The organism is Rossellomorea sp. LjRoot5 (assembly GCF_964253455.1).
GTDB lineage: Bacteria > Bacillota > Bacilli > Bacillales > Bacillaceae_B > Rossellomorea.
Genome location: NZ_CAXUQN020000001.1, coordinates 1050200 through 1062525, shown reverse-complemented (window position 1 = coordinate 1062525; position 12326 = coordinate 1050200). Strand labels below are relative to the sequence as shown.

General features: G+C 44.6%; 15 protein-coding genes. 4 read left to right on the top strand and 11 right to left on the bottom strand.

Annotation, left to right across the window (positions count from 1 at the left end):
• Positions 1 to 345 precede the first annotated feature (345 nt).
• The 5 genes from ytpR to ACSQ2E_RS05400 all read right to left on the bottom strand — a co-directional run bounded on the left by ytpR (position 346) and on the right by ACSQ2E_RS05400 (position 4178).
• Positions 346 to 951, bottom strand: a complete 606-nt coding sequence (ytpR, locus tag ACSQ2E_RS05420; RefSeq protein ID WP_435994399.1) for a YtpR family tRNA-binding protein — start codon at positions 949 to 951, stop codon at positions 346 to 348.
• On the bottom strand, positions 951 to 1760 hold the full coding sequence (locus ACSQ2E_RS05415) for a DUF1444 domain-containing protein (RefSeq protein WP_435989607.1): 810 nt from the start codon (positions 1758 to 1760) through the stop codon (positions 951 to 953). The genes ytpR and ACSQ2E_RS05415 overlap by 1 nt, the downstream gene beginning before the upstream one ends.
• A 373-nt stretch (positions 1761 to 2133) precedes the next feature.
• Positions 2134 to 2451, bottom strand: a complete 318-nt coding sequence (locus ACSQ2E_RS05410; protein WP_435989606.1) for a thioredoxin family protein — start codon at positions 2449 to 2451, stop codon at positions 2134 to 2136.
• A gap of 1 nt (position 2452) precedes the next feature.
• Positions 2453 to 3484 (bottom strand): PTS transporter subunit IIC, encoded by a 1032-nt coding sequence (locus tag ACSQ2E_RS05405; protein WP_435989605.1) that lies wholly within the window; start codon positions 3482 to 3484, stop codon positions 2453 to 2455.
• Positions 3485 to 3674: 190 nt separating this feature from the next.
• Complete coding sequence (locus ACSQ2E_RS05400) at positions 3675 to 4178, bottom strand: hypothetical protein (protein WP_435989604.1); 504 nt, start codon at positions 4176 to 4178, stop codon at positions 3675 to 3677.
• A 170-nt stretch (positions 4179 to 4348) separates the two neighbouring features.
• Here ACSQ2E_RS05400 and ACSQ2E_RS05395 point away from each other — a divergent pair, with 170 nt between their 5' ends.
• Together ACSQ2E_RS05395 and ACSQ2E_RS05390 are read left to right on the top strand one after the other, a co-directional pair.
• Positions 4349 to 4795, top strand: coding sequence for a YtoQ family protein (locus tag ACSQ2E_RS05395; RefSeq protein ID WP_435989603.1), 447 nt, complete (start codon positions 4349 to 4351; stop codon positions 4793 to 4795).
• 215 nt (positions 4796 to 5010) lie between these two features.
• The gene (locus tag ACSQ2E_RS05390; protein ID WP_435989602.1) at positions 5011 to 6504 is read left to right on the top strand and encodes a peptide MFS transporter; all 1494 of its coding nucleotides are present in this window, start codon (positions 5011 to 5013) and stop codon (positions 6502 to 6504) included.
• On the opposite strand, the gene ACSQ2E_RS05385 is transcribed toward ACSQ2E_RS05390, so the two are convergent.
• The 3 genes from ACSQ2E_RS05385 to ACSQ2E_RS05375 form a co-directional block, all read right to left on the bottom strand.
• Positions 6470 to 6862 carry a hypothetical protein gene (locus ACSQ2E_RS05385; RefSeq protein WP_435989601.1) on the bottom strand — a complete coding sequence of 131 codons (393 nt, stop codon included), beginning with the start codon at positions 6860 to 6862 and terminating at the stop codon, positions 6470 to 6472. The genes ACSQ2E_RS05390 and ACSQ2E_RS05385 overlap by 35 nt on opposite strands.
• 140 nt (positions 6863 to 7002) lie before the next feature.
• Complete coding sequence (locus tag ACSQ2E_RS05380; protein WP_435989600.1) at positions 7003 to 7527, bottom strand: DUF84 family protein; 525 nt, start codon at positions 7525 to 7527, stop codon at positions 7003 to 7005.
• A 107-nt stretch (positions 7528 to 7634) separates the two neighbouring features.
• Positions 7635 to 8708: a M42 family metallopeptidase gene (locus tag ACSQ2E_RS05375; RefSeq protein WP_435989599.1), complete on the bottom strand. Its 1074-nt coding sequence runs from the start codon at positions 8706 to 8708 to the stop codon at positions 7635 to 7637.
• A 233-nt stretch (positions 8709 to 8941) separates the two neighbouring features.
• Here ACSQ2E_RS05375 and ACSQ2E_RS05370 point away from each other — a divergent pair, with 233 nt between their 5' ends.
• Positions 8942 to 9256 (top strand): PepSY domain-containing protein, encoded by a 315-nt coding sequence (locus ACSQ2E_RS05370; RefSeq protein WP_435989598.1) that lies wholly within the window; start codon positions 8942 to 8944, stop codon positions 9254 to 9256.
• A gap of 42 nt (positions 9257 to 9298) precedes the next feature.
• Here the strand turns inward: ACSQ2E_RS05370 and ACSQ2E_RS05365 are convergent, their stop codons facing one another.
• Complete coding sequence (locus ACSQ2E_RS05365) at positions 9299 to 10141, bottom strand: YtnP family quorum-quenching lactonase (protein WP_435989597.1); 843 nt, start codon at positions 10139 to 10141, stop codon at positions 9299 to 9301.
• 121 nt (positions 10142 to 10262) lie between these two features.
• Positions 10263 to 10904 carry a tRNA (guanosine(46)-N7)-methyltransferase TrmB gene (gene trmB, locus ACSQ2E_RS05360; RefSeq protein WP_435989596.1) on the bottom strand — a complete coding sequence of 214 codons (642 nt, stop codon included), beginning with the start codon at positions 10902 to 10904 and terminating at the stop codon, positions 10263 to 10265.
• A gap of 234 nt (positions 10905 to 11138) precedes the next feature.
• On the opposite strand from trmB, the gene ACSQ2E_RS05355 reads away from it, so the two are divergent.
• The gene (locus ACSQ2E_RS05355; RefSeq protein ID WP_034765629.1) at positions 11139 to 11417 is read left to right on the top strand and encodes a YtzH-like family protein; all 279 of its coding nucleotides are present in this window, start codon (positions 11139 to 11141) and stop codon (positions 11415 to 11417) included.
• 1 nt (position 11418) lies between these two features.
• On the opposite strand, the gene ACSQ2E_RS05350 is transcribed toward ACSQ2E_RS05355, so the two are convergent.
• Complete coding sequence (locus ACSQ2E_RS05350) at positions 11419 to 12192, bottom strand: phosphotransferase family protein (protein WP_034765627.1); 774 nt, start codon at positions 12190 to 12192, stop codon at positions 11419 to 11421.
• Between the last annotated feature and the right edge of the window lie 134 nt (positions 12193 to 12326).

Sequence of the window (12326 nt, the reverse complement as noted above, 5' to 3'; positions counted from 1 at the left end):
CAAGATCCAGCTACGGTGGCTAGCCCCTCGAGGTCATAAGCTAAATGGCCCAAGAAGGCAAAAGAACGCCTTCTTAGCCCATTCATCTTATGCTTGTCGGGGCTGAGCAAGCCACCTCCGCTTTTCAGGCTTCCCCGCAATTCCCGCAGGAGTCGAGCACCTTCCGCTCCAATCAACTTACAAAGGATCGTTTCACACCAATGAGCTCATCGACTCTTTTTGAAGAATTCATACGTCATATAAGAAATCCCTCTGAATTTTTTATCGATCATTCTCAACACTAAAAATAAATATTCCAATAAATAAAAATACCTGAGCCCACACTCCGGACCCAGGTATTTGTTTTTAAGCTGTGAATGGTTGACCTATTTGGTATGTGTCTTCAAGGACGAGGATACCCTTTTCTTGGGGTGCATCGGGAAGGGCAAGTTCTTTGGCAGAGCAGATCATGCCTGATGATGCGACTCCTCGAAGTTCTGCATCTTTGATGACCATTCCGCTTGGCATGACCGCGCCAACTTTCGCGACAACGACTTTTTGGCCTTTGTCTACGTTAGGGGCACCACACACGATTTGCAGGGTTTCATCCCCAACATCGACGGTACAGATGTTCAGTTTGTCTGCATTAGGATGCTTTTCTTTTTCTGACACATACCCTACAACGAATTTCGGAGAAAAGTCTGCTTCCAATACCTCATCAAAACCGTTGTTCTTGATGGCTTCGTTGATCAATTGGAGCTTCTCATCATTCATTTCGACAGGTCCCACTTCACTTACACTTATATACTTGGATGCTTGGAATAGGTTATAGCCGAGTGTTTTCCCCGTTTTCTCATCGAATAAACGTGCTGCGTCTTCTTTTCTTTCGTGTTGTACTTCTCCTTCGAAGCCCGGATCCAGTGTAACGATCAGGGTATCACCAATGCCTTCCAAGTTATAAAATACGTTCATCATTTTTTCTCCCTTTCCTTTTTGCGATTTTTTGCCAAAATGAAGATTGGTTCCAATTCCCCTTCTTCATATACAAAGGATAATGCTGTAATGGGTACGTTTCCTGTCGTAAAGAAACTCATCGTCATCTGGGCAAGGACGTCATAGCCCGTTTCATTGCGGATATCCCCGATGACTAATACATCCTGATGGGGGACCGATACCGTCATCTCACCCTGCACATCCTTGCTTACTTGTTTTAAGAAGGCGTCATTCAAGATGCGGCTGGCATCGTATCCGTCATTGTTATTGAGAAAATAGAATAGGTTTCCTGCTACTTCATCCTTTTTCATGTCCGTTGGCAGGCTTCTGACGTTGAAAAGGGCAGTCTCCTTCATTTGCTCATGAGTCCATCCTTCCGCCTTCAGCATGTTTTCATCCAGCAGACGGTAGGTTTTCCCTAAATCAACGGCATAGTAGATACGTGTTTCAGCTGTATGCTCGTCCGTCACGAGTGCCACACCTTCATTGGATTCGGTTGCGAAAGAGGTGGAACGGATGACAGGAAAGACCTTCTTCTGTTTACTGCCAAGATCCGCTTCTGTCCCCATCACATTTAAGGCTTCTTCTACGTAATAGATGACTTCATCGATGATGGATTTATTGTTTTCTTTCCATTTCGATACGATCGGCGGCAGGGCGACGGTGATGCCTTTTTTCGTGGTGGTGTTTTCAATTCGTAGTGAATCTTTGTCCCGATCATATGTAAAGGTACGATTTGGTTTCTCTAATCGTTCCTGGAGTATACTTTTTAGCTTTTTTATGTCCAAATCTGATCCTCCTTTATTCTTATATTTAGACTTTATTCTAAAATATATTTTACAGTAGAGTGTGGTAGTTGATTTCCGCTGCAGGTGCTCGCTTTCCGCGGGGCGTGAGTTGAGCACCTTCCGCTACAATCAACTTTCTTCGCAGAGGAATTATACAATCTAAATAAAACCAAACTCACTATTCTTTTGTACTAGATCTTTGAAAGCAAAAAGACCGTCCTTTTAATGGAAAGTAATCGACCTCTTCCCTTTCTGGTTAGATGATTCACTTATAACATTTTACATGAAAATGGCGAGATTACAAAAGGAACCTTTTGATTTAGGGAAAAAGAAAAGGGATCCCATTTTTTAAAGGAGATCCCTCTGCTGTTATTTATGAAGCTAGTGAGTTCATGAAGTCTTCGATTTGTTCTTTTGATTTCCGGTCTTTGCTTACGAAGCGTCCGAGTTCACGACCGTCTCCGTATGCGATGAAGCTCGGGATTCCGAAGATATCAAGCTCGATGCAGAGATCGATGAATTGATCTCTATCTACATATAAGAATGTATACTCTCCGTACTCACTTTCGATTTCCGGAAGGATCGGTTCGATGATTCGGCAATCCGGACACCAGTCGGCTGAAAACATGAATACATGCTTCCCACTTTCTTTCAACTGGTGGAATTCTTCCACTGATTCAAGTTTACGCATTTTATTTGCCCCCTGTTTCAATCGTCATTTGATTAGGTTTGATCCAACCTAGTTTACGCATATATTCAGATATTAACAGGCTTATGAATGCAGGTCCAACAAAATGCAACAGCAGGATTTTCATTGTGACATCCCAGCTGAATCCCATCGTTTTGAACGTCATGATCTGTCCGACCAATCCGCTCGTCCCCATCCCGGCCCCTGCTGCATTGTTTTCCATCAGCCAAACGGTCGTACCGATGGGAGCGAGAATCATACCGGCAACAGTCGGAGGGATGAGAATAAGAGGATTTCGAACGATATTCGGGACTTGTAACATGGATGTCCCTATCCCCTGGGCGAATAATCCTCCCACCCGGTTCTCCCGATAACTGATGACGGCAAATCCAACCATTTGAGCGGCACAGCCAATCGTGGCGGCACCGGCAGCGACCCCGTTCAAATCAAGCATCAAAGCAATCGCTGCACTAGAAATCGGGGCGGTCAGGGCAAGTCCCATGAGGGCCGCAACCAGGATTCCCATGATGATTGGCCTCTGTTCCGTCGCCCAGCTGATCCAGCTTCCAAACATACTCATAAAGTCTGCGATTCCCGGACCGATGAAGTAAGCGACCGTGAATCCAGCAAAAATCGTGACAAATGGCGTCACGATAATATCTATTTTCGTCGTCTTACTGACAAGCTTTCCAATTTCTGTTGATAGGACTGCCGCTACATACGCTCCTGCCGGTCCTCCAAGGGTCGCTCCGGCAGCCCCTGTCACGACGGCAGCAAATATGACCAGTGGCGGCGCCCCAAGACCAAAGGCAATCGCCACACCGATCGCCGGTCCCATCAAGCTGATGGCGAGTGTCCCCATCTCTATGAAGAATTCACTTAACCCTGCTGGAAGGGGAAGCTGCTCTCCGATCGTCTTGATGATCAATCCAATGATCAACGAACTGAACAACCCCAGTGCCATATAACTTAAAGCATCTATAAAATACGTCTTCGCCGACAGCGTAACGCCCTTCCTCTCCAAATATCCCCTCATGCCCCTCACTCCTCTGTATACCTTTCCTTTTACTAGTGTAAAGACACATGTTTGATTTGTCTATAATTTTTCACCATACAGTAGGTGCGAATTTGTTATATTTTCCCTTTCCCATTACTTATCTATTCTAAATCCATAAAAAAAGACCGGCCCTTCCCTGCTTCCGCAGAAAAAACCGGTCTATATCTATCTAGTTGTGTTTGACTGAAGCTGCGATTTTCATCATCATTTCAGCGTTATCCGCTAAGTCTTTCATTTCTGACTGAGTTGTTACTTTCGTTCCGCCCACTCCTACAGTAAGTTCGTACTCTTCTGTATCCGGCAATTCCTTAATGACATAATATCCTAAGCGGTTGTCTTCTTTAAAAGTCCCATGCTTCACGAGACTCTCTTTGTCATTAATGGCCATTTTATATAGAAGCTCACTATCCTTATCTTCTTGAGGGTTCGTGAAAAGTATAAACGTATCAGAATCCTTTGAAATAATGATATTATAAGGAGATTCTTTTTCTATCTTGGCACCAAACGGGAGATAAAAGCTGATGTTCCCAGCGTCTTCACCGGCTTTCTCATTGGAGTTCAAAGCTCCCTCCACCACGCTTGCCGTCTCCTCTTTTTCCTGGTCGATTGATGTATTGCATCCTGCTAAAATAAGCAATAGTATAAAGAAAATGATCGATGCTGTGGTTTTCATCCTCGTTTTCCCTCCCTTTCATACTTAGGACCTACGCTTATGATACCCTCACAAAGTCCCCCTTTCAACCCTTCCAATAAGGAATTCTGCCTTTTTCATGGGAAAAGTGGTTGAATTACCTTCGAAAGGGTATTTATGATAAGATGACTAAAAACAGGAAGGTGATCAGTTTGGAATTAACCGTGTATTTAGCTGGAGAGATACATAGCTCCTGGAGGGACGAATTAAAAGAGAAAGCGAAAGCCCTCAGACTCCCCCTACAGTTCGTCGGTCCCATGGAAAATCATGACCGGTCCGATTCCATCGGGGAAGAAATCCTCGGTGAACAGCCGAACAAGATTTTCCGGGATGAAGCTGCTTCTGCCATCAATAATTTCCGGACTGAACTGCTCATGAAGAAATCCGATGTGGTGATTGCTTTATTCGGAGAAGAATATAAGCAATGGAACACGGCGATGGACGCGAGCACGGCCATTACCCTACAAAAGCCCCTGATCCTCATTCGCCCGGAAAAACTTCATCACCCATTGAAAGAGCTTACAAATAAGGCGAATGTCACAGTAACGTCCATCGAACAGGCACTAAGGACTCTTTCTTACGTTTTCGAATCCGAATGACCTTATTCGTTAAAAAAGCCTGCAGGATCAACCCTGCAGGCTTTTTTATGCGGAATTATAGCAGAACCAAAAGACCCAATTATTTTAACTATTTAAAAATAATTAAATATTAGCAATCTAAAGAATTTTTATGTTATAATTAACCATTTGCAAACTTTTTTTGACTTTAAGAAAATATTAAAATATTATAGTAAAAGAATAAGGGAGGTAGTTACATGTCATCAATGAATAAACAGAAAATTGTGGATAGTGTCCCTCAAAAAGGTTTCTTTGGACATCCGAAGGGATTATTCACTTTATTCTTCACGGAATTTTGGGAGCGCTTTTCCTATTATGGAATGCGAGCCATCCTCGTATTCTACATGTACTATGAGGTGTCAAAAGGTGGACTGGGTCTAGAGGAAGGCAAAGCTTTAGCCATCATGTCCATTTATGGTTCACTCGTGTATATGTCCGGGGTCATCGGGGGCTGGTTGGCTGATAGGATATTCGGAACTTCGAAAGCCGTCTTCTACGGTGGAATATTCATCATGTTTGGTCACATTGCTTTATCATTTCCAGGAAATTTATCTCTGTTCTTTGTTTCAATGGTATTGATTGTTATCGGAACAGGGTTATTAAAACCGAATGTTTCCACTGTCGTAGGTGAAATGTACAGTGAAAATGATACCCGCCGTGATGCGGCATTCAGTATTTTCTACATGGGTATCAACTTAGGTGCATTCATCGCTCCACTGATCGTAGGTAGCCTGATGGAATCAAAAGGTTTCCACTGGGGATTCGCAGCTGCCGCAATCGGTATGTTCTTAGGTCTTGTTGTATTCATGTTAACGAAGAAAAAGAATCTTGGCCTTGCGGGTACATATGTTCCCAACCCGCTTAACACGCGCGAGAAGAAGAAATACGGATTAATCGTAGGTGCGGTCGTCATCGCCCTTGCCATCATTCTAGGTATCACGATTCCTGCAGGTTTATTTACACTGGACGTATTCATCGATATCGTTGGGATCTTCGGAATCGTCGTTCCAACCATCTACTTTATTGTGATGTACTATAGTCCAAAAACCACGGCAACTGAACGTTCAAGAGTCATTGCATATATTCCATTATTTATTTCAGCAGTGATGTTCTGGTCGATCCAGGAACAAGGATCCACTATCCTTGCTGCATATGCAGACAAGCGTACACAGCTTGATTTCATGGGGATTTCGATTTCTCCTGCATGGTTCCAGTCACTGAACCCATTATTTATCATCCTGCTTGCTCCAGTATTCGCATGGATGTGGGTGAAATTGGGTGACCGTCAGCCATCCATTCCGAAGAAATTCTCATTTGGTCTATTGTTTGCCGGATTATCTTTCTTAGTGATCCTGTTACCTGCACAAATGGGTGGAGAAGGTTCACTTGTTAATCCATTATGGCTTGTGCTAAGTTACTTCATCGTTGTTCTTGGTGAATTGTGCTTATCACCGGTCGGTCTGTCAGCTACAACGAAGCTTGCTCCTGAAGCGTTCTCAGCTCAAACGATGAGTCTATGGTTCCTGGCTTCTGCCGGTGCACAGGCTCTGAATGCACAGCTTGTCCGCTTCTATTCACCTGAAAATGAAACACTTTACTTTGGTTCAATCGGTGGAATGGCAATCTTACTGGCTATTATCCTATTCCTGATCTCCCCTATGATTCAACGGGCGATGAAAGGTGTAAAATAATTGATAAACCCCTCTGAATAATTTCAGAGGGGTTTTTTTTGCCCAAAAAGAACCCCGTTAGAAACGGAGTTCGATTCTTATTACCAGAATAGATTACAGAAGCAGTTTCTGTGCCTATTTTTGCATCCGCATTTCCGACGGTTTTCTTCTTCGCCTCTTCTGCCTCTGCAGCCTCTGTTCCGGTCTTCTGCTCCTCTGACATTGTCTCTTTTGCACCCGCATCTTCTGCGATCCTCATTCGCCCCAAACAAGTTGCATCTTCTTCTGTCACCAAACAGGAATTTATCCCAGTCGCAACAGAAGCGATCGTCCCGGCGATCATCACGATGATCATCACGGCGTCCGCCAACTCGGTCATTGCAATAGTTGCATCCCATAAATTCTAACCTCCTTAGAAAGAATTTATCAGATAAAAGAAAGTCTGATATACTCCATCCTATGAAGGAACGGTGAATATGGTATGGGCCAAGTACCTTTGAAGGACAGTTATACGTAAGATTATTTTGTCCGGTATTGCCACTGACCAAGCAGGAGTCGTACGACGTGAATGAACATTGTTTCTCTTGTGACGAGTCCATTGGTGAATATCCCTACGGCCCCTTCTTTCTTTCTGATTCCCGTACGTCGTGTATACTCATCCATTAAGGGTCCGAGCTCTTTCCCTGCTTTTAACTCCCGGCTGATCTCTGCAGGCAGGGTGATCCTCGCACCACCGCCGATGATTTCGTTCCCCTGCCGGTCGACAAGCGCACCCCAGTTACAGACGAGCATTCCGTACATGGATTCTGATACTCCCCCTTCAAGGCCGATCCCTACGTCACTATCTGTGCTTTTGAGAACATTTTTTGCGCGGTTCAATGCCCCTTCGATCGTCTCCTGATCGGTCAGGGGCTGCTCACTTACATGGGACTCGGTTTTCAGGCACTGAAACTGCACCTCTTTGTATTGCTCCCCGAACGCCTTTTGTATCGCTTGCACCTTTGCAGGATTCGTTGTTCCGATTGCTATCTTTAACAAATTCATACCTCATTTCTAAAAAGGTCTGACAAACGCCTTTTTTTCTCTCTATAAAAAGGCTGTCTCAACTCGTATATGATTGAGACAGCCCTTTCCAATTTTTCTAGTGGTGATCATCCATTGGATTTAATGGTCTCGATGGTCGAGCGGTCACATTCTTTCACCAACTTGACGATCAGCTCTTTGGCTGCGGCATAATCATCTACATGGATCATGGACGCATGAGTATGGATATATCTCGAACAGATTCCCACTACAGCACTCGGGACGCCTTCATTGGACATGTGCACCCTTCCGGCATCTGTGCCGCCTTGTGAGACAAAGTACTGATACGGAATGTCGTTTGACTCCGCTGTATCCAGAACAAATTCCCTGATTCCTCTGTGCGTGACCATGGAACGGTCGAGGATGCGGAGCAGTGCCCCTTTTCCAAGTTGACCAAATTCATTCTTATCCCCTGACATATCATTCGCAGGACTCGCATCCAGTGCAAAGAAAATATCCGGATTGATCATATTGGCTGCCGTCTGGGCACCGCGTAGTCCCACTTCCTCCTGAACCGTCGCACCGGAGTATAGGGTGTTAGGCAGGGTTACGCCCTGAAGCTCTTTTAAGAGTTCAATGGATAATCCGCATCCATAGCGGTTGTCCCAGGCTTTGGCAAGGATTTTCTTCTCATTGGCCATCGGGGTGAACGGACAGATCGGTACAATCTGCTGACCTGGTTTGATTCCGATTTCACGTGCATTTTCCCGGTCATCCGCACCGATATCGATGAGCATATTCTTGATGTCCATCGGTTTACGGCGCTGCTCTTCTCCTAACAGGTGAGGCGGTATACTTCCGATCACACCTGTTACCGGTCCGTTATCGGTCATGACCTGGACCCGCTGAGCGAGGAGGACCTGGCTCCACCAGCCGCCGAGGGTCTGAAAACGGATCATTCCATTGTCTGTGATCGATGTAACCATGAAGCCCACTTCATCCATATGCCCGGCAACCATGACAACGGGATCCTGATCGCTGCCTTTTCTCACACCGAATACTCCGCCTAATCGATCTTGCACGATTTCATCAGAGTATTGTGATAAATGTTCTTTCATAAATGCCCGGACCGCATGCTCATTACCGGGAGCTCCCTGTAATTCAGTCAATGTCTTAAATAACTCTAACGTATCTTGTTTCATGTCTTATGCCCCTTTTATATAAAATCTGCTGTATGTATAATCTTATTTTACAGAACTTTCGCACCTCTTACCACCTATTAAAGAATAAAAGCAGTTCTCTTTTTTCTGTTTTCTTTGATAGAATGTACCTAAGGATGACAAATTATCGATCATTGCCGGCAAGGCTTGCAGGGACTAAGGTAGACAGTTCCAGGCTTCCGGCACGTGAAATTAGCCTGTGGAGGGAATAAAGGATGAACTGGAAATCTTTCGTATTTGGACTCGGAATCGGAGCTGCTGGCGGTTATATACTTAAAGAAAAGCTTGATGATTCCCGCCTTATTTCTGCTGAAAAAGTATTAAAGGACGTCAAGCTTTCTTTCAAAAAAGAGGGCGGCATCGATGGTTCATGGATCGGGATGAAGCCCGAGGACTATCAGAAGCACTCCGTCAGCACCAAAGTGTATAAAGGTGGTATATCAAGACGAATTGACGGCGAACTCGAGCAGTATGAGTTCGTAGCGGATGCTTATACCGGCACCGTTGTGGATGTATACCCTTTAGCGTAAAAAAATGGGATGATCCCGATTCATTCCGGGATCACCCTTTTCTTATTTTTCTCTCATTATCTTATCAATGATTTCCCCGTCTCTATTCCACTTGATGCCTCTATATACCGCATCATGATAGAAAAGGAACCAGTACTCTCCTTCAATCGCTTTCCCTATCCATTTTTCTTTTGCCCCGATGGACGTCATCGGATAGTCATCATAAGCGAGTACCCATAATGGATTCTTGTGCGCGTGGGTCGGCATGATATCTGCCATATGAATGAATGTATCTCCGCCATGCTCCATGAGAATGATCGAATGGCCGTCACTGTGACCGCCGGTGTGAACCATCTTGATCCCTGGAAGGACTTCCATCTCGTCTTTGAACGTTTCCACTTGGGATTGAATGCTTTCCCAATTTTCCTTCCAGTATGTATTGCGGGAGCGCACATTCGGGTTCCTCATCTCATCCCACTCCACCTGAGAGGTGTAGATGACGGCATTCGGGAAGACAGGAACCAGTTCCTTTCCCTCAAACCTCGTCAATCCGCATGCATGGTCAAAGTGCATGTGCGTCATCAAGACCATATCAATATCGTTTGGCGTAAGGCCAAGGGATGCAAGGGATGCTTCAATATCCGATTCTTCATGCACACCGTAATTGCGCTTTTGTTTATCATTCAGTTTCCCTTTGCCGATACCTGATTCGATTAATACATTTTTCCCTTCCCACTGGAAGAATAGCGGGTCCGTTCGCAATTCAATCTGATTCAGTTCATTTACGGGGTATTTCTTTGACCAAAGAGGCTTTGGTACGACACCAAACATCGCTCCCCCATCCATATGGGTCACGCCGCCATTAAGCCAGTGTATCGTCAGATCTCCAACCTTCAACGTTTCCATCCTGATTCCTCCTTTGTTCATACCCTTTCATTTTATCAGAATACATGGACAACTTGTAGGCGGATGCCTCGGCAATCAAAAACCGCCCTCGCGAATTCACAGAGCGGCCTCTATCTTATGATTAATTTTGAAACTGGGCTTCGACGCGGTAGATTCTTTGCCCTTTGGCTGAGAATTTTTCTTCGTATTCTGTCATGATATTGCCTTCGAATTCACTATTATGAAGGTCGAGGCTTAAGAAATTCAGATGAAGTCCGTACCATGAGAAACTTTTTAAGGAGTACTCGAATAATGCTTGATTATCTGTCTTGAAGTGGATTTCCCCGCCCTTGATCAGGATTTGTTCATACATGGATAAGAAGTCCTTGTATGTCAGACGGCGTTTTTCATGGCGGTTCTTGGGCCATGGATCAGAGAAGTTCAGATACACTCTGTCCACTTCCCCCGCTTCGAAGTATTCCGTGAGATTCCTCGCATCGACACTCAACAGCTTGACGTTCGGAAGTTCCGCTTCGATCAGGCGATCAAGAGCCGTCACGATGACACTTTCATATAACTCGATTCCTATATAATTAACGTCTGGATTGGCCCTTGCCATTTCCGTGACGAATTGACCTTTTCCTGTCCCTACCTCGATATGGATCGGGTTATCGTTCTCAAACTCTTTGTTCCATTGACCTTTTTTCTCCTGGGGTTCTGCCACAACATACTGTGGATGATCACTGATTTTCTCAGAAGCCCATGGTTTATGACGTAAACGCATGTAGACACCTCATTTTTTATTATCGAAAAAAACATACCATGACTCCCCGTCCTATGCAAGAGCCAAAAATGGAATGGAGCGCCCGAGTGGAGGTCCGTCCCTCAAAAAAGGGCGCATAATTGAAAAAGGAATTCACACACTAGTAGTGAATTCCTTTTTGGGTCTGTTCATTTGAAGGGACCTTAGAATGTACGTGGTTCATTCCACCATACGAAAAATGAAAGGGTGTACTCGATGCCTTTAAATTCACAGAATCAAATGCAGTTATTATCAGATATATTAAGCAATCATTCGACGGATTGCTGCGGTTCGGTTTCGGAATGTGAGCAGGTTGAACGGTTGGTCAAGTCCTTGATGGTCAATGCCGATATTCATGAAAACGTCAAACCCGTTTTGCAGGAAATTTATCAGTACAGTCAAAGCGGGATTTCATCATCTGACTTAACGAACCATATTACGACTAATAAACAAAACCTGTCCCAATGGGTCACGGATATGAACAGCTATTCCTGATTCATATCACCTTGTGTAAATATTGAATCCAGTGATTCATTTCGTGGAAACGCGCCTTACCCTTATGCCATTGAATGGATAGGATCGTCTGAGCCACCACATACCATTTCATGCGCAGCTTCAAATTATCCGTAAGCTCCGCACCATACTGGGTCAGCCAGCTTTCCCACTGATCCTCAGGGATATACCAGTATAACAGCAAGCCTACATCAAAAGCCGGATCTGCGATCATCGCTCCGTCCCAGTCGATTAAATACAACTGGTTGTAATCTGACAGCAGCCAGTTGTTATGGTTGACGTCTCCGTGACAGACCACATATTCATCCTGTTGTACTTCCATAAGCTCCTTTTGAAGAAATGAAAGCGCCTCTCTGATGACAGGCAATGAAAGAAGATCGAACTCGAGTCCCGTCTCCACTTCCGTCAGCATATGCTCCGGTTGAAACGGTTCTTTACCAAGCCGCTCGAGCATGGTTGAAAGAGGTTTCGAGGAGTGGATCTTGTTCAACAGCCTCGCCACCCGTTCATCCTTCATCTCTTCGGGCTTTAACTCTCTCCCATTTAACCAGTGTTGTGCCGTGATGACGTCCCCGTTTTCCATTCGTTTTGTCCAAACAAGCTTGGGTACGATTCCTTCTGCTGATAAAACAGCCACAAAAGGGGAAGAATTACGCTTCAGAAATAACCTCTGCTCCTGATACTGAGCAAAGAACGCTTCTCCCGTCGCACCGCCTGCGGGGACTATTTCCCAATCTTGGTCAAATAAGTGTTCCAATATATTCACCTTCTATTGGTCCTTTGTCATGTTTATATGTTCACGTTTATAGGTTCTTTTTTATCATGTTGATTACTTATTGAAAAAGTCTAATAAAATAAAAAAGACAGCTATTGGGCAATACAAATCAATAG